The organism is Streptomyces sp. NPDC005803, from assembly GCF_040630435.1.
Taxonomy (GTDB): domain Bacteria; phylum Actinomycetota; class Actinomycetes; order Streptomycetales; family Streptomycetaceae; genus Streptomyces.
In genome coordinates, this window is sequence record NZ_JBEXXO010000005.1 from 250,359 (window position 1) to 275,879 (window position 25,521).

At 71.0% G+C, this 25,521-nt stretch carries 17 protein-coding genes; 1 reads left to right on the plus strand and 16 read right to left on the minus strand.

What is annotated here, in order from left to right; all coding sequences use genetic code 11:
- Positions 1–66: 66 nt before the first annotated feature.
- The 15 genes from galU to ABZ454_RS10110 all read right to left on the minus strand — a co-directional run bounded on the left by galU (position 67) and on the right by ABZ454_RS10110 (position 22,885).
- Positions 67–957, minus strand: a complete 891-nt coding sequence (gene galU, locus ABZ454_RS10040) for a UTP--glucose-1-phosphate uridylyltransferase GalU (protein ID WP_359536990.1) — start codon at positions 955–957, stop codon at positions 67–69.
- A gap of 105 nt (positions 958–1,062) precedes the next feature.
- On the minus strand, positions 1,063–5,166 hold the full coding sequence (locus ABZ454_RS10045; RefSeq protein ID WP_359536991.1) for an Rne/Rng family ribonuclease: 4,104 nt from the start codon (positions 5,164–5,166) through the stop codon (positions 1,063–1,065).
- Between the two features lie 232 nt (positions 5,167–5,398).
- On the minus strand, positions 5,399–6,181 hold the full coding sequence (locus ABZ454_RS10050) for a TIGR03936 family radical SAM-associated protein (RefSeq protein ID WP_359536993.1): 783 nt from the start codon (positions 6,179–6,181) through the stop codon (positions 5,399–5,401).
- Positions 6,182–6,303: 122 nt separating this feature from the next.
- The gene (locus ABZ454_RS10055) at positions 6,304–7,503 is read right to left on the minus strand and encodes a hypothetical protein (protein ID WP_359536995.1); all 1,200 of its coding nucleotides are present in this window, start codon (positions 7,501–7,503) and stop codon (positions 6,304–6,306) included.
- A 103-nt stretch (positions 7,504–7,606) separates the two neighbouring features.
- Positions 7,607–9,532 carry a TIGR03960 family B12-binding radical SAM protein gene (locus tag ABZ454_RS10060; RefSeq protein ID WP_356323481.1) on the minus strand — a complete coding sequence of 642 codons (1,926 nt, stop codon included), beginning with the start codon at positions 9,530–9,532 and terminating at the stop codon, positions 7,607–7,609.
- Positions 9,533–9,582: 50 nt separating this feature from the next.
- A complete protein-coding gene (locus ABZ454_RS10065) occupies positions 9,583–11,100 on the minus strand; it encodes a CYTH and CHAD domain-containing protein (RefSeq protein ID WP_359536998.1) in 1,518 nt (505 codons plus the stop codon).
- A 50-nt stretch (positions 11,101–11,150) separates the two neighbouring features.
- Positions 11,151–12,341: a rod shape-determining protein RodA gene (rodA, locus tag ABZ454_RS10070; RefSeq protein ID WP_359537000.1), complete on the minus strand. Its 1,191-nt coding sequence runs from the start codon at positions 12,339–12,341 to the stop codon at positions 11,151–11,153.
- A complete protein-coding gene (gene mrdA, locus ABZ454_RS10075; protein WP_359537002.1) occupies positions 12,341–14,506 on the minus strand; it encodes a penicillin-binding protein 2 in 2,166 nt (721 codons plus the stop codon). Before mrdA ends, rodA begins: the two co-directional genes overlap by 1 nt.
- 70 nt (positions 14,507–14,576) lie before the next feature.
- Positions 14,577–15,242, minus strand: coding sequence for a rod shape-determining protein MreD (gene mreD / locus ABZ454_RS10080; RefSeq protein WP_356323489.1), 666 nt, complete (start codon positions 15,240–15,242; stop codon positions 14,577–14,579).
- A gap of 11 nt (positions 15,243–15,253) precedes the next feature.
- Entirely contained in the window at positions 15,254–16,300 is a 1,047-nt protein-coding gene (mreC, locus tag ABZ454_RS10085; RefSeq protein WP_359537004.1) for a rod shape-determining protein MreC, read from the minus strand.
- Between the two features lie 98 nt (positions 16,301–16,398).
- Complete coding sequence (locus ABZ454_RS10090; RefSeq protein WP_148018678.1) at positions 16,399–17,418, minus strand: rod shape-determining protein; 1,020 nt, start codon at positions 17,416–17,418, stop codon at positions 16,399–16,401.
- 292 nt (positions 17,419–17,710) lie between these two features.
- Positions 17,711–18,124: a nucleoside-diphosphate kinase gene (gene ndk, locus ABZ454_RS10095; RefSeq protein ID WP_359537006.1), complete on the minus strand. Its 414-nt coding sequence runs from the start codon at positions 18,122–18,124 to the stop codon at positions 17,711–17,713.
- Positions 18,125–18,256: 132 nt separating this feature from the next.
- Positions 18,257–18,613, minus strand: a complete 357-nt coding sequence (locus ABZ454_RS10100) for a DUF4233 domain-containing protein (RefSeq protein ID WP_356323494.1) — start codon at positions 18,611–18,613, stop codon at positions 18,257–18,259.
- Between the two features lie 5 nt (positions 18,614–18,618).
- Positions 18,619–20,142: a folylpolyglutamate synthase/dihydrofolate synthase family protein gene (locus tag ABZ454_RS10105; RefSeq protein ID WP_359537008.1), complete on the minus strand. Its 1,524-nt coding sequence runs from the start codon at positions 20,140–20,142 to the stop codon at positions 18,619–18,621.
- A 121-nt stretch (positions 20,143–20,263) separates the two neighbouring features.
- Entirely contained in the window at positions 20,264–22,885 is a 2,622-nt protein-coding gene (locus ABZ454_RS10110) for a valine--tRNA ligase (RefSeq protein WP_359537010.1), read from the minus strand.
- A gap of 149 nt (positions 22,886–23,034) precedes the next feature.
- Here ABZ454_RS10110 and ABZ454_RS10115 point away from each other — a divergent pair, with 149 nt between their 5' ends.
- Positions 23,035–24,021: a hypothetical protein gene (locus tag ABZ454_RS10115; protein ID WP_359537013.1), complete on the plus strand. Its 987-nt coding sequence runs from the start codon at positions 23,035–23,037 to the stop codon at positions 24,019–24,021.
- A 73-nt stretch (positions 24,022–24,094) separates the two neighbouring features.
- Here ABZ454_RS10115 and clpX read toward each other — a convergent pair whose 3' ends face one another.
- Positions 24,095–25,393 (minus strand): ATP-dependent Clp protease ATP-binding subunit ClpX, encoded by a 1,299-nt coding sequence (gene clpX, locus ABZ454_RS10120; protein ID WP_359537015.1) that lies wholly within the window; start codon positions 25,391–25,393, stop codon positions 24,095–24,097.
- Positions 25,394–25,521 lie beyond the last annotated feature (128 nt).

Sequence of the window (25,521 nt, forward strand, 5' to 3'; positions counted from 1 at the left end):
AGGGTTCTCCTTGGTCCTTGGTGCGGATGTCTCGGGGGGTGCGTGCGGGTCGGCCGGGTCGGACGCTCAGAGCTCGGCGGCCACGAAGCCGCGCAGCCAGGTCCGGAAGTCCGGACCGAGGTCCTCGCGTTCGCAGGCGAGTCTGACGATGGCCCGCAGGTAGTCGCCGCGGTCACCGGTGTCGTAGCGGCGGCCGCGGAAGACGACACCGTGCACGGGACCGCCGAGCTTCTCGTCGGCGGCCAGCTGCTGCAGCGCGTCGGTCAGCTGGATCTCGCCGCCCCGGCCCGGCTCGGTGTCCCGCAGCACTCCGAAGACGGCCGGGTCCAGGACGTAGCGTCCGATGACCGCCAGGTTGCTGGGGGCGTCCCCGGGCTCGGGCTTCTCGACCAGTCCGGTGACGCGGACGACGTCCTCCTGCGAGGTGGCCTCCACCGCGGCGCAGCCGTACAGGTGGATCTGCTCGGGCGCGACCTCCATCAGGGCGACGACGCTGCCGCCCTCGCGCTCCTGGATCTCCGTCATGCGGGCCAGCAGCGGGTCGCGCGGGTCGATCAGGTCGTCGCCGAGCAGGACCGCGAAGGGCTCGGCGCCCACATGCGGTTCCGCGCACAGGACGGCGTGGCCGAGGCCCCGGGGGTCGCCCTGCCGCACGTAGTGCATGGTCGCCAGATCACTGGACTCCTGGACCCGGACCAGCCGGTCGGCGTCGCCCTTGCGGGTCAGCGCCGACTCCAGCTCGTAGTTCCGGTCGAAGTGGTCCTCCAGGGCGCGCTTGTTGCGTCCGGTGATCATCAGCACGTCGTTCAGCCCGGCGGCGGCGGCCTCCTCCACGACGTACTGGATCGCCGGCTTGTCGACCACCGGCAGCATCTCCTTGGGAGTCGCCTTCGTCGCCGGCAGGAACCGGGTTCCGAGCCCGGCGGCCGGTATGACCGCCTTCTGGATCTTGTGCATGTGCTGGACTTCCGTGTGGGGGTGCGGGACGGCCGGGCACCGGAACGCAGCCGGCCGGCCCCGTGGAGGGGCCGGTCCGACTGCGTCGCGCGCGGTGCGAGGAGGTCAGGCCTCGTCGGCCGTGGCCGTGACGGAGGCCGACGACTGCTCGGCCGCCACCGTCTTCTTCGTCGCCGCCTTCTTGGCCGTCGTCTTCTTCGCGACGGTCTTCTTGGCCGCCGTCTTCTTGACGGCCGCCTTCTTGGCCGTGGCCTTCTTGGCGGTCTTGCGGGCCGCCTTCTTGGCCGGGGCCGGTTCGGCCTCGGTCTCGGCCTCGGTGGCGGACTCCGGCTCGGCGGCCGGCTCGGCGGACGTCACCACGACGACCGCGGCGTCCTCGGCGCCCGCGGGCGAACCGGCGGGCGCGGTGGCCTTGCGGGTCGCCCGGCGCCGGGCACGCGGCGGTGCGGCCGGCTCCTCGGCGGGGGCCTCGGCGTGCGGCGCCTCGACGACCGGGTCCTCCGCGGCGACGGGGTCGGCGTCGGACACCGGCTCCTCGGCGACGGGGGAGGGCTCGGCTGCCGGGACCGGCTCGGCGACAGGAGCGGGTTCGGCGGCCGGAGCCGGTGAACCCGCCGGGGCGGTCGCCTTGCGGGTCGCCCGCCGGCGCGTACGGCCCTGCGGCGCCTCGGCCGGCGCCTCGGCGACCGGCTCGGCGGCCGGTTCCGGCTCCACGACCGGCTCCGGCTCCACGACGGGCTCGGCCACCGGGGCCGGGGCGGACGCGGACCTCGGGGCGCCGGCCGGGGCAGTCGCCTTACGGGTCGCACGGCGGCGGCCACGGCCGCGCGAGGCGGCCGCCTCGGCCTCGGCCGGGCTGCTGTACAGCTCCTCGTCCGGGACGAACTCCGGCTCGGGAAGCGCCAGCGGAGCAGCCACCTCCGCAGCCACCTCGGCCTCGGTCTCGACCTCGGTCTCCACCTCGGAGAGGTGCTCGTGCTCGTGCTCGTGGTCCTGGCCCGAGCCGCCACGGCGCTTCTTGGAACGCTTGCCGCTGCCACCGCCACCGATCGAGGTGGGCTGCTCCATGTGCACGATCACGCCGCGCCCGTTGCAGTGGACACAGGTCTCGGAGAAGGACTCCAGCAGACCCTGGCCGACCCGCTTGCGGGTCATCTGGACCAGGCCCAGCGAGGTGACCTCGGCGACCTGGTGCTTCGTACGGTCGCGTCCCAGGCACTCCAGCAGACGCCGCAGCACCAGGTCCCGGTTGGACTCCAGCACCATGTCGATGAAGTCGACGACGACGATGCCGCCGAGGTCGCGCAGCCGCAGCTGACGCACGATCTCCTCGGCCGCCTCCAGGTTGTTCTTGGTGACGGTCTCCTCGAGGTTGCCGCCCTGCCCGGTGAACTTGCCGGTGTTGACGTCGACGACGACCATCGCCTCGGTCTTGTCGATCACCAGCGAGCCGCCGCTCGGCAGGTAGACCTTGCGGTCCAGCGCCTTCATGAGCTGCTCGTCGATCCGGTAGGTCGCGAAGATGTCGACCTCGGAGGTCCACCGCGACAGCCGGTCCGTCAGGTCGGGCGCCACGTGCGAGACGTATCCGTGGATGGTCTCCCACGCGTCGTCGCCGCTGACGATGACCTTGGAGAAGTCCTCGTTGAAGATGTCGCGGACGACCCGGACGGTCATGTCCGGCTCGCCGTAGAGAAGCGTCGGCGCGTTGGAGCTGCCGCTGCTCTTCGACTTCTTCTGGATGTCCTCCCACTGCTGCTGCAGCCGCTCGACGTCGCGGCGCAGCTCGTCCTCGCTCGCGCCCTCCGCGGCGGTACGGACGATGACGCCCGCGTCCTCGGGGACGATCTTCTTGAGGATGGTCTTGAGCCGGGCGCGCTCGGTGTCGGGCAGCTTGCGGCTGATCCCGGTCATCGAGCCCTCGGGCACGTAGACCAGGTAGCGGCCGGGGAGCGAGACCTGGCTGGTCAGGCGGGCGCCCTTGTGACCGATCGGGTCCTTGGTCACCTGGACGAGGACGGACTGGCCGGACTTGAGGGCGGTCTCGATGCGGCGCGGCCCGTGGGCCATGCCGAGCGCCTCGAAGTTGACCTCACCGGCGTACAGGACGGCGTTGCGGCCCTTGCCGATGTCGACGAAGGCGGCCTCCATGGACGGCAGGACGTTCTGGACCTTGCCCAGGTAGACGTTGCCGACGTAGCTGGTGGCCTGCTCCTTGTTGACGTAGTGCTCGACGAGCACGTTGTCCTCGAGGACGCCGATCTGGGTGCGCTCGCCGTTCTGGCGTACGACCATGACGCGTTCGACGGCCTCGCGGCGCGCGAGGAACTCCGCCTCGGTGATGATCGGCACCCGCCGGCGGCCCTGCTCGCGGCCCTCGCGGCGGCGCTGCTTCTTCGCCTCCATGCGGGTCGAGCCCTTGATGGACTGGACCTCGTCGAAGCCGGTGCCGGGCTCGCGCTCCTCCTTCTTGCGCGGCTCCCGGACCTTGACGACCGTGCGCTCCGGGTCGTCCATGCCGTTCTCGGCGTCGGACGAGGCGTCACCGCTGCGACGACGACGGCGGCGACGGCGCCGGCTGCTGCTGGATCCGGAGGCGCCCGGCTCGTGGTCGTCCTGCTCGTCGTCGCCCTCGTCCTCGGGCTCCTGAGCACCCTCGTGCTCGTCCTCGGGACGCTCGGCGGCGTCGTCCACGTGCTGCTCGACGACGTCGTCCTCGGCGGACTCGCCGCGGCGACGGCGACGGCCGCCCCGACGGCGACGGCGCGACGGGCGGTCGCCGTACTCGTCGGTCTCCTCCCCGTCCTGCTCGGCGTCGCTCTCGCTCTCCGGCTCGTGCTCGTCCTCGACCTGCTCCTGGACGGGAGCTGCGGCCGGGGCGGGCGCTGCGGCGGGCTCGGCTTCGGCGGCCTCACCGCGGCGGCGGCGACGGCGGCGCGAACCGCCCTGCGCGGCGGCCTCGGCGGGGGCGGCCGTCTCGGCGGGGGCGGTCTGCTCCTCCACCGTCACGGTCTCGTCCTCGGGCTCCTCGTCGACCGCGGCCGGACCGGCGGCAGCCGCGGCTGCGGCCGCGGTCTCCGGGGTCTGGAACATCGGCTCGGCGAAGACCGGCGCCTGGAACACGGCGACGGCGGGGCGGGTCGCCCGGCGGCTCTTGCGTGCGGGCTCCTCCACCTTGCCGGTGAACTCGGGCCGGCCGGCCGCGGCGGTGGCCCGGCGGCGCTGACGGCCGCGCGGGGCGGCCTCCTCGACCTCGGCGGTCTCGGCGGCCAGCTCCTCCACGGCTGCCTCGGGCAGGCTCTCGCCCGCCTGGACCTCGGTGCGCTCCTCGACGGCCTCGGTGACCTGCGGGGCGCCCGCGGGGGACGTCGCCTTGCGGGACGCACGACGACGGCCGCGGGGGGCCTCGACCGGCTCGTCGGACTCGACGGCCTCGGCCGTCGGGGTGACCTCGGCCGGCTGCGCCGGCTCGGCGGCGGCCTCGGTCCGGGCGGCCTGCGGCGCACCGGCGGGGGCGGACGCCCTGCGCCGGGTACGGCCACGCGGCGCCTCGGCGACTGCGGGTTCGGCGACGGCGGACTCGGCGACGGCGGGCTCGGTGGCCTCGGCCGCGACGGCCTCCTCGACGATCTCGGCCACCTCGGCGGCCTGCGGCGCACCGGCGGGGGCGGTCGCCTTGCGGGACGCGCGGCGACGCGCACGCGGCGCCTCGACCGGCTCCACGGCCTCTGCCTCTTCCTCCACCGGCTCCGCGGCCGCGACAGCCGGCTCCACGACCTCGGCGGCCTTCGGCGCACCCGCCGGAGCGGTCGCCTTACGGGACGCGCGGCGACGCGCACGCGGCGCCTCGACCGGCTCCACGGCCTCTTCCTCGACCGGCTCCGCGGCCGCGACGACCGGCTCCACGACCTCCACGGTCTCGGCGGCCTGCGGCGCGCCGGCGGGGGCGGTGGCCTTGCGGACGGCGCGGCGGCGCGCACGGACGGGCGGCGCGGCCTCGGCCTCGGTGGTGTTCTCGGTGCTGGTCTCCGACACTCCGGCGTCAACGGCCGGTATGGCCGGAGCCTCGGCTCCAACCTGCGCGCCCGCCGTCGGCGGACCCGCCGGGCGGGACGCCGCGCGGCGCCTGCGGCGCGGCGGCAGCTTGTCGCCGGGGGTGTTGCTGTCTTCTGCGTTCCCGGTCGTGCCGGGTTCGATGGGCTGGGACATGCGGGCGTTTCTCCCGTCGCGCCCCCGGGCGCCGCGTCTGATTCCGGTCCGGCACGGTCCGCGTGGTGTACGCGGTACCGCCGTCCGGGGCGCGGGCGCCGCACAGGGGCTGAATGTCTGGCTCGCCGGTTCCCTACGCGGTGTGCGCACGGCCTGGCGAAAGTCTTATGGGTCGGCGCGCGGCCCGGCCCAGGTGGCTCCCGAGTCCGAGGGCTGCGCTACGACGACCGCCTTACGCGGAACCTGCACCTTCAGGCGCCGTCGCGACGGCGGTCCCGGTGGCCGTGGTTGGCGCGGCCGGGGCTGCCTCGCGGTCGGGCGCGAGCGGGTCGGTCACCGTGCCGGACTCCTCGTCGAAGAGCCCCTGCGCCAGCCTGGTCACCGCTGCGGGGACCGGCGGCGCCAGGTCGGCCACAACGCGGAGACCGGACAGGACGTCGTCAGGCCGAACGGCAGGTGTCACGTGCCGAACAACCAGCCGCAGTATCGCACAGGCCTTGTCCCCGGGCCTATCAGGCTGATGATCAAGGGCCTGCAGGTCGACGACCGCGGCGCGCGCGTCGAAGCTCCGCATCCCGTTCTTCGTACGGCGCTCGACCTCGACGCTCGGGGCCGCGTTGAACGCGGCCACGGCCTTCTCGGCGTCCTCCACGGCGACCCCGTTCAGCCGCATCTCCCAGATGGAGGCGGTGAGCCGGTCGGCGAGACCCGAGGTGCGGGCCTCGACGGCGTCGGTGATGTCGAGACCGTCCGGCAGCGAGTCGTTGAGCAGTTCGCGCAACGTGCCCGGGTCCCGGGCCTCGGTGAGGGCGATCTCCAGGAACTCGGCCTCGCTGCCCGTACCGGTGGGTGCGGCGTTGGCGTACGACACCTTGGGGTGCGGGGTGAAGCCCGCCGAGTAGGCCATGGGCACCTCGGAGCGGCGCAGCGCCCGCTCGAAGGCACGCTGGAAGTCTCGATGGCTGGTGAACCGGAGGCGGCCGCGCTTGGTGTAGCGCAGTCGGATGCGCTGCACTGCCGGTGCGGGCGGCGGGCCTTCGGGCTGTCGCTTGCCCAGTGGTTCTTCTCCTCGGTGCGGGGCGGACGCGGTGGCACGCCGCCCTCGAAATACGGTGTCCCCGGGGCGTCCGGTCCGGCTCACCCCTGCGGGACGGATTTCTGTCCGAGCAGGGAGATCTCTGGTTCGGGCGCCGCGCTGGGCACGGTCGTCGCTTGTTGCGTATCACCCAGAGTACGCGCAAGAGGCCTCCGCGGTTCCCGGGGCTCGGGTTCGCGCGGCCCGCCGACCAGGGCCCGCCACGCGTCGCGCCTGGCCTGCCGGACGGTCTCGCGTGCCGTGCGCAGCGTCTGCCGGGCCGTGCGGCCCACCGCGAGGGCGGCGCGCGCGGCGGGGGCGAGGACCGCGTCGCGCAGGAAGTGACCGACCGGGGTGCACACCGTGCGGTAGGCCCAGGTCACCGGTGCCCCGACCAGATGCCACGCCAGCCAGGCCAGCGCCCGGCCGAAGGCCCGTGAAATGAACCCGGCGACCCGCCAGGCGACGGCGAGCGCGGCGGCGATCTCCCGGCCCACCGGGGTCAGGACCCGGCGGTACACCCAGACCGCCGGAGTGACGAGAAGCACCGTGACCAGCCACCCGAGGGCGATCCCCAGCCCGCGGAGGCCGGCCCCGATGCCGCGGACCAGCAGATCCACGAGCCAGGCGATGCCGTGGCCCAGTGGGGTGAGCAGTTCCCGGTACGTCCACACGAGCGGCAGCACGATCAGGTGCTCCAGCAGCCAGGCGACGGCCAGGCCGAGCGGTCTCAGGAGGTGGCGCCACAGGAGGACGACCGGCATGACGAGCACGACGGTCAGCAGCCACCCCACGGCAGCGGCGATCCCGCGTCCGGCCGGAAGCAGGAGCGCCCGCCGGACCCACCGCAGCCCGTGCCCGAGCGGGGTGAGGACCTGCTCGTACAGCCACACGAGCGGCACCACGATCCCGTACCGCACCCCGGGCACCACGACGTACCGCCACAGCGCGGCCCACGGCCACACGAACACCGCCATGGCCAGCCACCGCAGCCCGTGCCCGAGGGGGGTCAGCACCTGTGCGTACAGCCAACGGGCCGGAATCGCGACCAGCACCTCGATGCCCCACACCAGCGCCCGTCCCAGCGGACGCAGCAGCATCCGGTCGGCGGCACGGGCTCCCACGACCAGGGCGTCCCAGGCCATCCGCACCGGCAGGACGAGGACGAGGACGACGATCCTCACCGGAATCCTGACGAGCGTGGTGAGGCAGCCCTCACCGCTCTCGTACCGCGCGGGCGCCTGGTGCTTTCCGTGTTCCATGCACCTCATGACGCGAAGGCCCGGCCGGGGGTTTCCCCGGCCGGGCCTTCGTCACACAGCTGTCACCCGGCCTGGGCCGGGCGGTGTCACGTCACTGTCGCGGTCACTTCACGACGGTCAGCGGCAGCAGCTTCTTGCCCGTCGGGCCGATCTGGATACTGGTGTCCATCTGAGGACACACCCCACAGTCGAAGCACGGCGTCCAGCGGCAGTCCTCGACCTCGGTCTCGTCGAGCGAGTCCTGCCAGTCCTCCCAGAGCCAGTCCTTGTCGAGACCGGAGTCCAGGTGGTCCCAGGGCAGGACCTCCTCGTAGGTCCGCTCGCGGGTGGTGTACCAGTCGACGTCCACCCCGAAGTCGGGGAGGGTCTTCTCGGCGCTCTTCATCCACAGGTCGTAGCTGAAGTACTCGCGCCAGCCGTCGAAGCGGCCGCCGGCCTCGTAGACGGCGCGGATGACGGAGCCGACGCGGCGGTCGCCGCGGGAGAGCAGGCCCTCGACGATGCCGGGCTTGCCGTCGTGGTAGCGGAAGCCGATCGAGCGGCCGTACTTCTTGTCGCCGCGGATCTTGTCCCGGAGCTTGGTGAGCCGGGCGTCGGTCTCCTCGGCGCTCAGCTGCGGGGCCCACTGGAAGGGGGTGTGCGGCTTGGGGACGAAGCCGCCGATGGAGACGGTGCAGCGGATGTCGTTCTGTCCGGAGACCTCGCGGCCCTTGGCGATGACGTTGACCGCCATGTCGCCGATCTGCAGGACGTCGTCGTCGGTCTCGGTGGGCAGACCGCACATGAAGTACAGCTTCACCTGACGCCAGCCGTTGCCGTACGCCGTGGCGACGGTCCGGATGAGGTCCTCCTCCGAGACCATCTTGTTGATGACCTTGCGCATGCGCTCGGAGCCGCCCTCGGGGGCGAAGGTGAGACCGGAGCGACGGCCGTTGCGGGTCAGCTCGTTGGCCAGGTCCACGTTGAACGCGTCGACGCGGGTGGAGGGCAGCGAGAGGCCGATCTTGTCCTCGGTGTAGCGGTCGGCGAGGCCCTTGGCGATCTCACCGATCTCCGTGTGGTCCGCGGAGGAGAGCGAGAGCAGCCCGACCTCCTCGAAGCCCGTCGCCTTGAGGCCCTTCTCCACCATGTCGCCGATGCCGGTGATGCTTCGCTCCCGCACGGGGCGCGTGATCATGCCGGCCTGGCAGAAACGGCAGCCGCGGGTACAGCCGCGGAAGATCTCCACGGACATCCGCTCGTGCACGGTCTCGGCGAGCGGGACGAGCGGCTGCTTGGGGTAGGGCCACTCGTCGAGGTCCATGACCGTGTGCTTGGACACCCGCCACGGCACGCCGGACCTGTTGGGCACGACGCGGCCGATACGGCCGTCGGGAAGGTACTCGACGTCGTAGAAGCCGGGGACGTAGACGCCACCGGTTTTCGCGAGGCGGAACAGCACCTCCTCGCGGCCGCCGGGGCGGCCCTCGGCCTTCCAGGCGCGGACGATCTCGGTGATCTCCAGGACCGCCTGCTCGCCGTCGCCGATGACCGCGCAGTCGATGAACTCCGCGATCGGCTCGGGGTTGAACGCGGCATGGCCGCCGGCGAGCACGATCGGGTCGTCGAGGCCGCGGTCCTTGGCGGCCAGCGGGATGCCGGCCAGGTCCAGGGCGGTGAGCATGTTGGTGTAGCCGAGCTCGGTGGAGAAGCTGAGCCCGAAGACGTCGAACGCCTTGACCGGACGGTGGCCGTCCACGGTGAACTGCGGCACCTCGTGCTCGCGCATCAGCGCTTCGAGGTCCGGCCAGACGCTGTACGTGCGCTCCGCGAGGACGCCCTGGCGCTCGTTGAGCACCTCGTACAGGATCATGACGCCCTGGTTGGGGAGTCCGACCTCGTAGGCGTCCGGGTACATGAGGGCCCAGCGGACGTCGCATTCGTCCCACGGTTTGACGGTGGAGTTCAGCTCACCGCCGACGTACTGGATGGGCTTCTGCACATGCGGGAGCAGAGCTTCGAGCTGTGGGAAGACCGAATCGACAGACATCGCGAACTTTCGAGAGCTGGCAGGGGTGACCATCCAGCGTACCGCGCTGCTCAGCTTCCGGACGCCGTCCGGAAGTCCGCCCGCACGGCCTTGGCCCACACTCCGGGCAGCTCCCGCTCGGATGCCCCGGCGGCCGCCTCCTCCTGCCCGTACAACAGCCCCCAGGTGAAGGAGGTCTCCCCCGCCGCGTGGGCCTGGACGGCGAGGGCCCGCAGGGCCTCGCGGGCGACCACGCTGTCCTGGTGGTCGCCGAGGGCCTTCTGGAGGGCCTTCAGCCGCTTGGCGGACTTCCTGGCCGGTTTCCCGAGGGCGGGGCGGGCCGCCTCCGCCGCGTACCGTGCGCGTTTCGCGGCCTTGCGGGCGTCGTGCAGGGCGAGGTCGCGTTCGGATCCAGGCGGCAGTTCCAGGGCGTGCTCCATGCGGCCCGCCAGCCGCTTGTGGCCCTTGTGCACGGCGCGGGCGAGCGTCTTGCCGGGCGGCCCGGCGGCCGCGGGCAGCAGGGGCGGGGCGGTGCGGAGCGCCGCCAGGCTCTCCAGCAGGGTGAGGTAGCGGGCGCCGTCGAGTACCGCGACGAGGCGGTTGCGGGAGCCGTTGCGGCGGGCCGTGGACCAGATCCGCAGCCGGGCGTCGACCGGGCCGAGGACCAGGGTGCGGGGCATGGCGTCGAGCCGGCTGTGCAGGCGGGCGTCGAGGACCTCCTGGTCGCGGTCGACGCCGAGTTCCGCCCCGAGCCACTTCAGCTCCTTGCCGAGGGGGTCGGTGGCCGTCCGGTCGAGGACCTTGCGGTACGTACGCAGGGTGCTGCGGAGCCTGCGGGTGGCGACCCGCATCCGGTGCACGGCGTCGGGCAGGCCCCGGCGCACGGCGGGGTCGAGGGCGACGATCGCGGTGATCTGTTCGCGTACGTAGGCGAGGACGTGGTCGCCCGCGGTGCGCGGGCGGGCGGCGGGCTCCTGCCCCTCGTCGCCCGGGGACGTCTCGGCCAGGGCGCGGGAGAGTTTGGAGGGGGCGGTGGAGGGCCGCACCCCGGCCTCGCCCAGTCGTTCCTCCACGGCGTCGAGGAACGCGGGGTCGCCGTCGTCGGCGAGTTCGACCTCGATCTCCGTCCAGGCGGTGGCGCGGCTGCCGCCGTGCAGCCGCTCGGCCCGGACCTCGTCGACGCTGAGCTCGGCGAGGGGTGTGCCGTCCGGGCCCTTCAGCACGTGGACGTCGCGGGCGGAGCGGAGCCGGACCACGGGGACGAGGGCGCTGTCACGGACCCGGGAGCGGACGAGGCCGGCCAGCTCCGCGGGCAGGGCGTCGGAGAGGGGGGCCCTGATCTCGTCGCGGACGCCGGTGGCGACCGGGAGTTTGAGGTGCCAGCCGGCGTCGGCGCCGCCGGTGCGGCGGCGCAGGGTGAGGTGGTCGGCGGCGAGCCGGAGGTCCTCGGTGTCGTAGTAGACGGCGTCGAGTTCACTGACGCCGAGGTGCTGGACGGCCGCGACCCCGGCCACCCGGGTCAGGTCGGGCAGCCGGGTGTCGCCGGTGGCTTCGTACTTCCGCTCGATCTCGCGCTTCGAGTCCGCCATACATCGAATCTAGTCCCTCGTGCCTGAATGGGCAGGGGACCGGCGACGGATCAGGCCGTTATCGGCCGTTGCACCCGGATGGACTGGAGGAGTCCGATGGCCACCCAGACGGCGAACATGGACGAGCCTCCGTAGGAGACGAAGGGCAGGGGCAGTCCGGCGACCGGCATGATGCCGAGCGTCATGCCGATGTTCTCGAAGGCCTGGAAGGCGAACCAGGCGATGATGCCCGCGGCGACGATCGTGCCGTAGAGCTCGGTGGTCTCGCGGGCGATGCGGCAGGCCCGCCAGAGGACGATGCCGAGCAGGACCAGGATCAGTCCGGCGCCGAGGAAGCCGAGTTCCTCACCGGCGACGGTGAAGACGAAGTCGGTCTGCTGCTCGGGGACGAACTGGCCGGTGGTCTGGGTGCCCTGGAAGAGGCCGGTGCCGTGGAGGCCGCCGGAGCCGATCGCGATGCGGGCCTGGTTGGTGTTGTAGCCGACGCCGGCCGGGTCGAGCGCCGGGTTGGCGAAGGCGGCGAACCGGGCGATCTGGTAGTCGTCGAGCAGCCCGAGCTGCCAGATGGCGACGGCTCCGGCGGCGCCCGCGCCGAGGATGCCGAAGACCCAGCGGTTCGACGCCCCGGAGGCCAGCAGGACGCCGAGCACGATGACGACCATGACCATCACGGAGCCGAGGTCCGGCATTCCCATGACGACCAGCATCGGGAGCGCGGCGAGGCCGAGGGCCTTGGCGACGGTCCGGTGGTCGGGGTACAGCTGGTCGCCCGCGTCGACGCGGGCGGCGAGCAGCATGGCCATGCCGAGAATGATGGTGATCTTGGTGAACTCGGAGGGCTGGAGGGAGAAGCCGCCGGGCAGCAGGATCCAGGCGTGGGCGCCGTTGACGGTGGCGCCGAGCGGGGTGAGGACCGCCATCACGAGGAGGACGGACAGGCCGTACAGGATGGGCACCGCACCGCGCAGGGTGCGGTGGCCGAGCCAGATGGTGCCGACCATCAGGGCGAAGCCGATGCCCGTGTTGAGGGCGTGGCGGAGGAGGAAGTAGTACGGGTCGCCGTGGGTGAGCGAGTCGCGTCCCCGGGTGGCCGAGTAGACGAGCAGCGACCCGATGAAGGAGAGCGTGATCGCCGAGCCGAGCAGCGGCCAGTCGAGGCGGCGCACGACGGAGTCGCGGGCGGTGAGCCTGCCCCAGGCGGAGCGGTCGGGGGCGTAGCGCTGGACGGAGAAGCCTGCCATCAGTCACGCCTCCCCAGCACCGCGGCGAGCGTCTGCTCGGTCGGCGGCTTCTGCGATTCGGGGTTGTAGGGCTTGATCTTCGGGGCGTCGATGGTGCCGTCCGTCTGGACCTTCGGCAGGGTCTTCTGCGGCGTCGGCAGCAGGGCCTTCTTGAGGTCCTGCTTGCCCGTGGCGTCGAGGCCGTAGAGCGCGTTGTAGATGTTGCGGACGGCGGGCCCCGACGCACCGGAACCCGTACCGCCCTGGGAGATCGTCATGACGATCGAGTAGTCCTTGGTGTACGTGGCGAACCAGGAGGTCGTCTGCTTGCCGTAGACCTCGGCCGTGCCCGTCTTGGCGTGCATCGGGATCTTGTCCTGCGGCCAGCCGCCGAAGCGCCAGGCGGCGGAGCCGCGGGTCGCGACACCCGCGAGGGCTTCGTCTATCTCGTCGCGCGTCTTCTTGGTGAAGGGGAGCTTGCCGTGCGACTTCGGCTCGATCTGCCGCACGCTCTTGCCGTCGCCGCTGATGATCGCCTTGCCGACGGTGGGGTTGTACAGGGTGCCGCCGTTGGAGATGGCCGCGTAGATGGTGGCCATCTGGATCGGGGTGACGAGGGTGTCGCCCTGGCCGATCGAGTAGTTGACGGAGTCGCCGGCGCGCATCTTGTCGCCTTCGAGGCAGTTCTCGTACGCGATCTTCTCGACGTACGTGCCGTCCTTCTTGCCCTGCTTGCACCAGGCGTCGTGGTTGGCCTTGGCGAAGTTCTTCTTCCACTCGCGGTCCGGGACGCGGCCGCTGACCTCGTTGGGGAGGTCGATGCCGGTCTCCTTGCCGAGGCCGAACTGGTGGGCGGTCTTGTAGAACCAGTCGTTGGGGTGCTTCTTGGGGTTGTTGCCGCCGTCCTTCTGCCACTCCTTGTGCGAGAGGCCGTAGTACACGGTGTCGCAGGAGACTTCGAGGGCGCGGCCGATGGTGATGTTGCCGTAGCCCTGGGACTCGTAGTTGGTGAAGGTCTGGCCACCGATGGAGTACGAGCTGGGGCAGGGGTAGTTGCCGTCGAAGGGGTATCCGGCGTTGACGGCGGCGGTGGAGGAGATGACCTTGAAGATGGAGCCGGGGGCGGCCTGGCCCTGGATGGCCCGGTTCAGCAGCGGGAAGTTGGAGTTCTTGCCCGTCAGCTTGGCGTAGTCCTTGCCGGAGATGCCGCCGACCCAGGCGTTGGGGTCGTAGTTGGGCAGGGAGGCCATGGAGACGACCCGGCCGGTCTTGGCCTCCATGACGACGACGGCGCCGGAGTCGGCCTTGTAGTTCTTGCCGGTGTTCTTGTCGAACTCGGTGCGGGCCTTCTTCATGGCCTGGTTGAGCTCGTACTCGGCGACGGCCTGGACGCGGGCGTCGATGGAGGTGACGACGCTGGCGCCGGCCTCCGCCTCGTCGTTCTTGGCCTGGCCGATGACCCGGCCGAGGTTGTCGACCTCGTAACGGGTGACGCCGGCCTTGCCGCGCAGCTCCTTGTCGTACGTGCGCTCCAGGCCGGAGCGGCCGACCTGGTCGGAGCGGAGGTAGGGCGAGTCGCTGTCCTGGGCCTTGGTGATCTCCTCGTCGGTGACGGGTGAGAGATAGCCGAGGACCTGGGCGGTGTTGGCCTTGCCGGGTGCGGCGTAACGGCGGACGGCGGTGGGCTCGGCGGTGATGCCGGGGAAGTCCTCGGCGCGTTCGCGGATCTGGAGGGCCTGCTGGGTGGTGGCCTCGTCGGTGACCGGGATCGGCTGGTAGGGCGAGCCGTTCCAGCAGGGCTGCGGGGTCTTGGCGTCGCAGAGCCGGACCTTGTCGAGGACGTCCTTGGGCTTCATGTCGAGGACGCCGGCGAGCCGGGTCAGCACGGCCTTGCCGTCGTCGTGCATCTTCAGCAGGTCCGTGCGGCTGGCGGAGACGACGAGGCGGGTCTCGTTGTCGGCGAGGGGCACCCCGCGGGCGTCGAGGATGGAGCCGCGGGCGGCCGGCTGGACGACCTGCTGGACGTGGTTGTTCTTCGCCTCGTCGGAGTACTCCTGGCCGTTGCGGATCTGGAGGTACCAGAGGCGGCCGCCGAGAGTGAGCAGCAGGGAGAAGACGAGGACCTGGATGACGATGAGGCGGATCTGGACCCGCTGGGTCCGTCCCGTCTCCGGAATGTTGCTCACGGGGCGCCCCCGGTGGTGGTCGGGCTGGGGGTACGGGGGGCGAGGCGGGCGGCCCCCGGGTGATGCGGCCTCACAGTCGCTTGACTCCCTTGATCCGTCCGGCGCGCGCGGCCCGGTTGCGGGCGGCCTTGACGCGCAGTCCGCCGCGCTGGCTGCCGATGCGCAGCCCGGTGCCCGAGGCGAGCCAGCCGGCCGCCACGTCGCCGCGTCCGGAGGCGGACTCGGCCACCGGGTCGTTCACCGTGCGTCTGGCGAGGGCCATGATCAGCGGGACGGTGAACGGCGCGAGGAGCAGGTCGTAGACGGCCGCGGTGAACAGCAGGCTGCCCAGGCCGACATGGCGGGCCGCCGTGTCGCCGACGAGGGCGCCGACGCCCGCGTAGAGCAGCGTCGACCCGATCGCCGCCGCGACGACCACGGCCATCGGGAGGAAGGCCGACTTGAGCTGCCCGTTCTCGGGCCTGGCCAGTCCGGCGAGGTAGCCGATGACGCAGAGCACCAGGGCGTAGCGTCCGGCGGCGTGGTCGGCCGGAGGTGCCAGGTCGGCGAGGAGGCCCGCGCCGAAGCCGATGAGGGCCCCGCTGACGTGCCCGTACACGAAGGCCAGGCCGAGGACGACCATGAGCAGCAGATCGGGTACGGCGCCGGGGAGCTGGAGCCGGGCGAGTACGGATACCTGGACGACGAGGGCGATCACGACCAGAACGAGGGAGAGCAGAGTCCGGTTGACGCGCATGGGGATCAGCTCTACCTCTGTTCGTTTACCGCGTTGTCCGCGCTGGGTGTCGCGTTCCCGCTGGGGTTCGGGCTGCCGCTGGGGGACGCGCTCTGGTGGATGTTCCCGACGACGTTGCCGTGGGTGTCGACGATGTCTCCGTTGGGCGAGATGGTGACGGTGACGGTCGGGGTGGGCTTCGGCTTGGCGGCCTTGACGGGCTTCTTCGGCAGGACCGCGTCGCGCGGGTCCTCGCGGGGTGCCTGGACGACGATGCCGACGATGTCGAGCTTGGTGAAGCCGACGAACGGGCGGACGTAGACGGTACGGGTCAGGTCGCCGCCGGACGGGTCGACCCGGACGACCTCACCGACGGGGACGCCGGGCACGAAGGGCTTGTCCTTGCTGGAGCCGAACGTGACGAGGCGGTCGCCCTTCTTGACCTTGGCCTTGCCGTTCAGGAACTGGACGGACAGCGGGCGCGAGCCCTGGCCGGTGGCGAAGCCGAGTTCGTCGGTGGACTCCATCCGGGTGCCGACGGTGAAGTCGGGGTCGTTGGCCAGGAGCACCGTGGCGGTGTCCGGGCCGACGGTGGTGACGCGGCCGACGAGTCCGTCGCCGTTGAGGACGGTCATGTCGCGCTTGAGCCCGTCCTTGGAGCCGGCGTCGATGGTGACCGTCCAGGAGAAGCCCTGGGCCGCTCCTATGGCGATGACTTCGGCGGCCTTGATGCCGTACTGGCCGGCGTCCGACTTCTTGAGCATCTTGTCGAGCTCGCGGACCCGGCTGCGGTTGCGGTCGTCGCTGCCCAGCCTCGCCTTGAGTTCGGCGTTCTGCTGCTCCAGCGCGGCGATCTTGTCGTGGCGGGAGCCGGAGGCGCGTACCGCCCCTATGGCGTTGCCCACCGGGTCGACCGCTGCCGCCACGCCGTTCTCCACCGGTCCGAAGACGGTGGCGGCGGCCTGCCGGGCGCCGTCCACCGGAGACGCCTCGCCGCCTCGGATGTCCACCGTGATCAGTGCGAATGCGATGGCGATCAGCAGCACCAGGAGCAGCCGGCTCTCTCGTGTGTCCCTCACGTGCGGCGGCCGTGCCTTCCTCGTAGGAATGTTCGTGCCTGTATATCAACGATCCTCCGTGCGGGGCCGCAGCGTCCGCACGGAGGGCCGTGGAGTCACTACCGTCGGGGCTGGGCGTCCAGCACCTGCTGGAGCGCCTCGAACTCCTCGACGCACTTGCCGGATCCGAGCGCGACGGAGTCCAGCGGGTCCTCGGCGATGTGGATCGGCATGCCCGTCTCGTGGCGCAGCCGCTCGTCCAGGCCGCGCAGCAGCGCGCCGCCGCCGGTCAGGACGATGCCGCGGTCCATGACGTCGCCGGACAGTTCCGGCGGGCACTTGTCCAGCGTCGTCTTGACCGCGTCGACGATCGCGTTGACCGGCTCCTCGATCGCCTTGCGGACCTCGGCGGCGGAGATGACCACGGTCTTGGGCAGGCCCGAGACGAGGTCGCGGCCGCGGATCTCGGTGTGCTCGTCCTTCTCCAGGTCGAACGCCGAGCCGATGGTGATCTTGATCTGTTCGGCGGTGCGCTCGCCGAGCAGGAGCGAGTACTCCTTCTTGATGTGCTGGATGATCGCGTTGTCCAGCTCGTCACCGGCGACCCGGATCGACTGGGCGGTGACGATTCCGCCGAGCGAGATGACCGCGACCTCGGTGGTGCCGCCACCGATGTCGACGACCATGTTGCCGGTGGCCTCGTGGACCGGCAGACCGGAGCCGATGGCCGCCGCCATGGGCTCCTCGATGATGTGCACCTGGCGCGCGCCGGCCTGCGTCGACGCCTCGATGACGGCGCGTCGCTCGACCCCGGTGATGCCGGAGGGCACGCAGACGACGACCCGGGGGCGGGCCAGGTAGCGGCGCTTGTGGATCTTCAGGATGAAGTAGCGGAGCATCCGCTCCGTGATCTCGAAGTCGGCGATCACGCCGTCCTTCAGGGGCCGTACGGCAACGATGTTGCCCGGCGTACGGCCGATCATCTTCTTGGCCTCGGAGCCGACCGCCAGGATGCCGCCGGTGTTGGTGTTGATGGCCACGACGGACGGCTCGTTCAGAACGATGCCGCGCCCCCTGACGTACACCAGCGTGTTGGCAGTCCCGAGGTCGATAGCCATGTCACGGCCGATGAACGACATTGAGTTCCCCTTGTTCCCCATGAGGATGCGTCGGGCCTTCCCAAGCGAAAGCGGTGATGGCTTGTTTTTGGTAGGCGGGATGAGCGCTGCGGGCGTGGAAGCTTCCATCGTAGTGCCGGACACGCCGACACAGCGCGAGGGTCCTTCGCCATGCTGAGCAGAACGGGTGGCCGTTCCACTCATGGTGACGTTACGTCGAGGCCATGCGTTCCCGCGATCCGGGGCCGTATGCCGAAGGGCGACCGAATTACTTCGGTCGCCCCAGGTCGTGCGCTGTTCGGCTGATCCGAGGTCAGGAAAGGCCCGAGAAGAACAGCTTCATCTCCCGCTCCGCGGACTCCTCGGAGTCCGAGGCGTGGATGAGGTTCTCCCGGGTGATGGTGCCGAAGTCACCGCGGATCGAGCCGGGCGCGGCGGCGATCGGGTCGGTGGGGCCGGCGAGGGCGCGGACGCCCTCGATGACCCGCTCGCCCTCGGCCACCAGGGCGACGACCGGGCCGGACTGCATGAACTCGACCAGCGGCTCGTAGAACGGGCGGCCGACGTGCTCGGCGTAGTGCTGCTCCAGCGTGGCGCGGTCGAGGGTACGGAGCTCCAGCGCCGTGATCTTCCAGCCGGCCTTGCGCTCGATGCGGCCGACGATCTCGCCGACCAGACCGCGACGGACGGCGTCGGGCTTCAGAAGAACGAGGGTGCGCTGGCTCATGTGCGGCTCCTTGCAGGCATACGGGTGCGGTGAGGCGAGGTTACAGGGGCACGGTGACGGGCCGGCGGCCGGGTTTGGGCCGCCGGGGGCCCGGGCGTGCCGGGCCGGGGCCGGAGGCCGCCGGCCCGCCTCTCAGCCGCCGGCCGGCGCCTGGGCCGCCTCCTGCGCGGCCCACCGGGCCTTGGCCTCGTCGATCTTGCGGCCGTAGTGCACGGAGGCCCACCACAGGCCGCCGAAGACGAGGCCGAGGATGAACATCATCGGGACGACGAAGCCACTGGCGACCAGCGCGATCTGGAGCGCCCAGCCGAGCTGTACGCCTCCGGGGCGGGTGAGCATCCCGCAGAGCAGCACGGAGAGCAGCATGCCGATGCCGCAGACCGTCCAGACGGTCGCGGACGTCAGGTCGTCGGACTTCATCGCGACGAGTCCGGCGAACCCGATGACGAAGAACTCACCGATCAGCGTCGATGCACAGAGCGTACGCACGTCGGTCAGCGCCTTCCCAGAAGCAGCCGGGCCTCGCCGACCGTGATCACGGATCCGGTCACCAGCACCCCGGCGCCCGCGTACTCGTCCTCTTCCTCGGCGAGGGTGATCGCCGCCTCCAGCGCGTCGTCGAGCCGGGGTTCCACCTGGACCCGGTCGTTGCCGAAGACCTCGACGGCGACGGCGGCGAGCTCGTCGGCGTCCATCGCGCGTCCGCTGGAGTTCTGGGTGACGACGACCTCGGCGAAGATCGGTTCGAAGGCTTCCAGGAGCCCCCGGACGTCCTTGTCGGCGCTGGCGCCGACCACTCCGATCAGCCGGGAGAAGCCGAACGCCTCGGAGAGCCCCTCGGCGGTGGCGCGGGCGCCGGCCGGGTTGTGCGCGGCGTCCAGGACGACGGTCGGGCTGGAGCGGACGACTTCCAGGCGTCCCGGCGAGATCACCGAGGCGAAGGCCTTGCGGACGATGTCGGCGTCGAGCGATCCGGCCTGCTCGGCGCCGATGCCGAAGAACGCCTCGACCGCGCAGAGCGCCACCACCGCGTTGCGCGCCTGGTGGGCGCCGTACAGCGGCAGGAAGACGTCCGGGTACTCGCCGCCGAGGCCGCGCAGCGTCAGCAGCTGGCCGCCGACCGCGATCTCCCGGGAGACGACGCCGAACTCCATGCCCTCGCGCGCGACGGTCGCGTCGACCTCGACGGCCTTCTTCAGCATCACCTGGGCGGCGTCGACGGGCTGCTGGGCGAGGATGACCGTGGCGCCCTGCTTGATGATCCCGGACTTCTCCACCGCGATCTCGCCCGGCGTGGAGCCCAGCCGGTCGGTGTGGTCCAGCGAGATGGGGGTGACGACGGCGACCGTGGAGTCGATCACGTTGGTCGCGTCCCAGCTGCCGCCCATGCCGACCTCGACGACGGCGACGTCGACCGGCGCGTCGGCGAAGGCCGCGTACGCCATGCCGGTGAGCACCTCGAAGAAGGAGAGCCGGTAGGGCTGCTGTGCGTCGACCATCTCGACGTACGGCTTGATGTCCTGGTACGTCTCGACGAACCGCTCGGGGTCCATCGGGGAGCCGTCCAGGGTGATCCGCTCGGTGATCGACTGGACGTGCGGCGAGGTGTAGCGGCCGGTGCGCAGGTCGAAGGCGCCGAGCAGGGCCTCGATCATGCGGGCCGTGCTCGTCTTGCCGTTGGTCCCGGTGATGTGGATGGAGGGATAGGCGCGCTGCGGCTCGCCGAGCACGTCCATCAGCGCGGCGATGCGCGCCACGGACGGCTCCAGCTTGGTCTCGCCCCAGCGCCCGGCGAGCTCCTGCTCCACCGCGCGCAGCGCCTTGTCCACCTCCGGGTCGGTGGGGCGGGCGGGGACCTCGTCGCCCTGGGGCGGTCCGGAGGCGGCGCGCAGCGTGCGGCTCCCGGCCTCGATCACCGCCAGGTCGGGGTCGCGCTGGGTCGCTTCGTCGACGATCTCCGCGAAGGTCTCGTCGGAGTCGGACGCGTCGTGCCGGTCGGAAGGGCGGGGCTCACTCACAGGGCCAGTCTACGGACCGGCACGGACATCACGCGCAGCGCCCGGCGGGGCGGGTACGGCGGAGCCCCCGCCTCCTCGTGCGCGTACGAGGGGGCGGGGGCTCCGTGCGTCGTCTCCGGGGTCAGCTCGCCGGCAGGCTCGCCAGCTGGCCGCTGATCCGTTCGATGTCGGCCTCGGCCTTGGCGAGCCGGCCGCGGATCTTGTCGACCACGTTGTCCGGCGCCTTGCCGAGGAACGCCTCGTTGTTCAGCTTTCCGTGGGCCTGCGCCTTCTCCTTCTCGGCGGCTGCCAGGTCCTTCGTCAGGCGCTTGCGCTCGGCCTCGACGTCGATCGTGCCGGACAGGTCGAGGGCGACGGTGGCGCCCGCGACCGGCAGCGACGCGGTGGCGTGGAAGCCGTCCCCGGCGGGCTGCAGACGCAGCAGCTGGCGGATGGCCGCCTCGTGTGGGGCGAGCGGGGTGCCGGTCAGGGTGAGCTCGGCCGGCACCTTCTGGCCGGGCTGCAGGCCCTGGTCGGAGCGGAAGCGGCGGACCTCGGTGACGACCTGCTGGACGAGCTCGATCTCCTTCTCGGCGGCGTCGTCACGGAAGCCGCTGTCCTTCGGCCAGTCGGCGATGACGACGGACTCGCGGCCGGTGAGCGCGGTCCACAGGGTCTCGGTGACGAACGGGACGACGGGGTGCAGCAGTCGCAGCATCACGTCGAGGACCTCGCCCAGGACCCGGCCCGAGACCTCGGCCGGGCGGCCGCCGCCGAAGAACGTGGTCTTGGACAGTTCGACGTACCAGTCGAAGACCTCGTCCCAGGCGAAGTGCCGCAGCGCCTCGCTGAGCTTGGAGAACTGGAAGTCGTCGTAGTACGCGTCGACTTCGGCGACCGTCTTGTTGAGGCGGGACAGGATCCAGCGGTCCGTCACCGACATCTCGTCGGCGGACGGCAGTTCGCCCTCGATCGTCGCGCCGTTCATCAGCGCGAAGCGGGTGGCGTTCCAGATCTTGTTGGAGAACTTGGCGGAACCCTGGACCCACTCCTCGCCGATCGGCACGTCGACGCCGGGGTTGGCACCGCGCGCGAGGGTGAAACGCAGCGCGTCGGAGCCGTACTTGTCCATCCAGTCCAGCGGGTTGACCACGTTGCCGAAGGACTTCGACATCTTCTTGCCGTGCTCGTCGCGGACCATGCCGTGCAGCACGATCGTCCCGAACGGCGGGACGCCGTCGTTGACGTACAGGCCGAACATCATCATCCGGGCGACCCAGAAGAAGAGGATGTCGTAGCCGGTGACCAGGACGGAGTTCGGGTAGAACTTCGCGAGGCTGTCGGTCTGTTCGGGCCAGCCGAGCGTGGAGAACGGCCACAGGCCGGAGGAGAACCAGGTGTCCAGGACATCGCTGTCCTGGGTCCAGCCCTCACCGGTGGGCGCCTCGTCGTCCGGTCCGACGCAGACGACCTCGCCGTTCGGGCCGTACCAGACGGGGATGCGGTGGCCCCACCAGAGCTGGCGCGAGATCGTCCAGTCGTGGAGGTTGTCGACCCAGTCGAAGTACCGCTTCTCCATCTCCTGCGGGTGGATCTTGACCTTGCCGTCGCGGACGGCGTCGCCGGCCGCCTTGGCGAGCGGGGCGACCTTGACCCACCACTGGAGGGACAGGCGCGGCTCGATGGTGGTCTTGCAGCGCGAGCAGTGGCCGACGGAGTGGACGTACGGCCGCTTCTCGGCGACGATCCGGCCGTCGGCGCGCAGGGCGGCGACGATGGCGGAGCGGGCCTCCAGGCGGTCCAGGCCCTGGAAGGGGCCGGGGACGGTGATGACGGCGCGCTCGTCGAGGACGGTGAGGAACGGCAGGTCGTGGCGCTTGCCGATCTCGAAGTCGTTCGGGTCGTGGGCGGGGGTCACCTTGACGGCGCCGGTGCCGAACGCGGGGTCGACGTGGTGGTCGGCGACGACCGGGATCGTACGGTCGGTCAGCGGCAGCTTGATCCGCTTGCCGACCAGGTGCTTGTAGCGCTCGTCGTCGGGGTGGACGGCGACGGCGGTGTCACCGAGCATCGTCTCGGCGCGGGTGGTGGCGACGACGATGGTCTCGTCGCCCTCGCCGTACTGCATGGAGACGAGCTCGCCGTCGTCCTCCTGGTACTCGACCTCGATGTCGGAGATCGCGGTGAGACAGCGCGGGCACCAGTTGATGATGCGCTCGGCGCGGTAGATCAGCCCGTCGTCGTACATCTGCTTGAAGACGGTCTGGACGGCCTTGGACAGGCCCTCGTCCATGGTGAAGCGCTCACGGGACCAGGCGACGCCCTCGCCGAGCCGGCGCATCTGTCCGGAGATCTGGCCGCCGGACTCGTTCTTCCACTGCCAGACGCGCTCGACGAAGGCCTCGCGGCCCAGGTCGTGGCGGGACTTGCCCTCCTTGGCGAGCTCGCGCTCGACGACGTTCTGGGTGGCGATGCCGGCGTGGTCCATGCCGGGCTGGTAGAGCGCCTCGAACCCCTGCATCCGCTTGCGGCGGACGAGGGCGTCGATCAGCGTGTGCTCGAAGGCGTGTCCCAGGTGCAGGGAGCCGGTGACGTTGGGCGGCGGGATGACGATGGAGTACGGCGGCTTCTCGCTGTGCTCGTCGGCCTCGAAGTAACCACGCTCCACCCAGCGCTCGTACAGCTTCCCCTCTACCTCGGCCGGCGTGTACTGGGTCGGCAGTTCGGGGGTGCTGGCTGGCTGCTGCGCTGGGTTCTCGGTCACGCCCACAGTTTAGGGCCGTCACAGGCGTGCACTGAAACCGGTTTGTTCAGTAACGGTGTGCCTCCCGGTGCCCCACGTCCACGGGCCTTCCGTCAGGATGTTCGGAACGCATAAGAACGCATGAGCATGACGAACAGGGGACACCGCAGATGAGCTACAACCAGCCGGGCCCGTACGGTGGCCAGCCGCCGCAGGGCCAGCCCGGACCGTACGGCCAGCAGCCGGGCCCGTACGGCGGCCAGCCGCCGCAGGGCCAGCCCGGTTACGGCTACCCGCAGCAGGCTCCCCAGGGCGTCCCGCCGCAGCAGCCCCCGCAGCCGGGCTACGGCTACCCGCAGGCCCAGCAGCCCGGACCGTACGGCCAGCAGCCCCCCACTCCCCCGTACGGCGGCCAGCCGGCCTACGGCCAGCAGCCCCCGTTCCCCCCGGCCGGACAGCCGAAGAAGAAGACCGGCCTGATCGTGGGCGCCGTCGTCGTGGCGCTGGCGGTCATCGGCGGCGGGGTGTACTTCCTGACGTCGGGCGGGGGCGCCAGCAACAGCGATGTGGCGGACTCCACCAAGGGGTACAAGCTGACGCCGACGGAGACGCTGGACGGGTACAAGAAGGGCAGCAGCAGCGACAGCGCCAACGGCCCGCTGAGCGGTGCCGACAAGACCAGGGTCGAGGCCGCCGGGATCAAGAACCCCAACGGGGCCGGTGCGGACTACCAGGGCGGTTCCGAGAAGGACCTGAGCCTGAAGATGATCAACCTTCAGGGCTACTGGGGCGATGTCAGCGACCCGGCCTCCGTGATCAACAGCTCGTTCGACCAGGCCAAGGCGAACATGACGAAGGGCGAGGACGGCTCCAAGGCCGAGCTGATCGGCTCGCCCAAGGACGTGACCCCGGCCGGCTTCAAGGGCGCGCTGATGAGGTGCCAGAACATCAAGGTCGACATCGAGGGCGGTGACGGCACCGTCGAGAACGGGCCGAAGACCATGCAGGCGCCCATCTGCATCTGGGCCGACTACAGCACCGTCGGCATCGTCACCGGCATCGACATGGGTCTCGCCCTGAAGAACAAGGCGATGTCGCAGGACGACGTCGCCGCGGTCACGGCGAAGCTCTACAACTCCTCCCGCACCAAGATCTGACCCGCGCGACGCGAAGGGGCGCCCCGCCGACTGAACCGGCGGGGCGCCCCTTCGCGTTGTCCGCGAACCGCGGCTACGCCGACTTCTCGTGCCGCCCGTCGTCGCCCTTGCCGATCGTCCGCGGCTCGCGCGGGACCAGGGTCGGGTTGACGTTGTTGCGGACCACGTCCGCCGTGATGACGACCCGGGCGACGTCCTTGCGGGACGGCACCTCGTACATCACCGACTGGAGGACCTCCTCCATGATGGCGCGCAGACCGCGCGCGCCGGTCTGGCGCAGGATCGCCTGGTCGGCGATGGCCTCCAGCGCCTCGCGCTCGAAGTCCAGCTCCACGCCGTCGAGTTCGAACAGCCGCTGGTACTGCTTCACCAGGGCGTTGCGCGGCTCGATGAGGATCTGGAGCAGGGCCTCGCGGTCCAGGTTGTGGACCGAGGTCAGGACCGGGAGGCGGCCGATGAACTCGGGGATCATCCCGAACTTCACCAGGTCCTCCGGCATGACCTCCTGGAACTGGTCGCTCGCCTGGATCTCCCGCTTGGAGCGGATCGTGGCGCCGAAGCCGATGCCCTTGGCGCCGGCCCGGGACTCGATGATCTTCTCGAGGCCGGAGAACGCGCCGCCCACGATGAACAGCACGTTCGTCGTGTCGATCTGGATGAACTCCTGGTGGGGGTGCTTCCGGCCGCCCTGCGGCGGGACGGAGGCGGTGGTGCCCTCCAGGATCTTCAGCAGGGCCTGCTGGACGCCCTCGCCGGAGACATCCCGGGTGATCGACGGGTTCTCGCTCTTGCGGGCGACCTTGTCGATCTCGTCGATGTAGATGATCCCGGTCTCGGCCTTCTTGACGTCGTAGTCCGCGGCCTGGATCAGCTTCAGCAGGATGTTCTCGACGTCCTCGCCGACATAGCCGGCCTCCGTCAGCGCCGTCGCGTCGGCGATGGCGAACGGGACGTTGAGCATGCGGGCCAGCGTCTGCGCGAGGAGGGTCTTGCCCGAGCCCGTGGGGCCCAGCAGCAGGATGTTGGACTTGGCGAGTTCGATCGCGTCGTCGCGGTTCGCACCGCCGCCGTTCTCCCCGGCCTGGACCCGCTTGTAGTGGTTGTACACAGCGACCGAGAGGGCCTTCTTCGCGGGCTCCTGCCCGACGACGTACCCCTCGAGGAACTCGTAGATCTCGCGGGGCTTGGGAAGCTCTTCCCAGCGGACCTCGCTCGTCTCCGCGAGCTCCTCCTCGATGATCTCGTTGCAGAGATCGATGCACTCGTCGCAGATGTAGACACCGGGTCCCGCGATGAGCTTCTTCACCTGCTTCTGGCTCTTTCCGCAGAACGAGCACTTGAGCAGGTCGCCGCCATCACCGATGCGTGCCACGAGGTGCTTCCCCTTCGCCTGGGAGACGCCTGGTTCAGCGGCTCCTGGTGCCTCTATCCGACGGTACCTTGCCTGGGCCCCCGTTCGGGCCCCCCTTGGCACGGTTCACACGGCCGAGGCCGGGTGAC

Bases quoted from the DNA above. Each gene is read 5' to 3' on its own strand.
- ABZ454_RS10065 (WP_359536998.1), bottom strand. From the start codon at position 11,100: ATGGCGGACTCGAAGCGCGAGATCGAGCGGAAGTACGAAGCCACCGGC.
- galU (WP_359536990.1), bottom strand. From the start codon at position 957: ATGCACAAGATCCAGAAGGCGGTCATACCGGCCGCCGGGCTCGGAACC.
- ndk (WP_359537006.1), bottom strand. From the start codon at position 18,124: ATGAGCCAGCGCACCCTCGTTCTTCTGAAGCCCGACGCCGTCCGTCGC.
- ABZ454_RS10090 (WP_148018678.1), bottom strand. From the start codon at position 17,418: ATGTCGTTCATCGGCCGTGACATGGCTATCGACCTCGGGACTGCCAAC.
- rodA (WP_359537000.1), bottom strand. From the start codon at position 12,341: ATGGCAGGCTTCTCCGTCCAGCGCTACGCCCCCGACCGCTCCGCCTGG.
- mreD (WP_356323489.1), bottom strand. From the start codon at position 15,242: ATGCGCGTCAACCGGACTCTGCTCTCCCTCGTTCTGGTCGTGATCGCC.
- ABZ454_RS10045 (WP_359536991.1), bottom strand. From the start codon at position 5,166: ATGTCCCAGCCCATCGAACCCGGCACGACCGGGAACGCAGAAGACAGC.
- ABZ454_RS10115 (WP_359537013.1), top strand. From the start codon at position 23,035: ATGAGCTACAACCAGCCGGGCCCGTACGGTGGCCAGCCGCCGCAGGGC.
- ABZ454_RS10060 (WP_356323481.1), bottom strand. From the start codon at position 9,532: ATGTCTGTCGATTCGGTCTTCCCACAGCTCGAAGCTCTGCTCCCGCAT.
- ABZ454_RS10055 (WP_359536995.1), bottom strand. From the start codon at position 7,503: ATGGAACACGGAAAGCACCAGGCGCCCGCGCGGTACGAGAGCGGTGAG.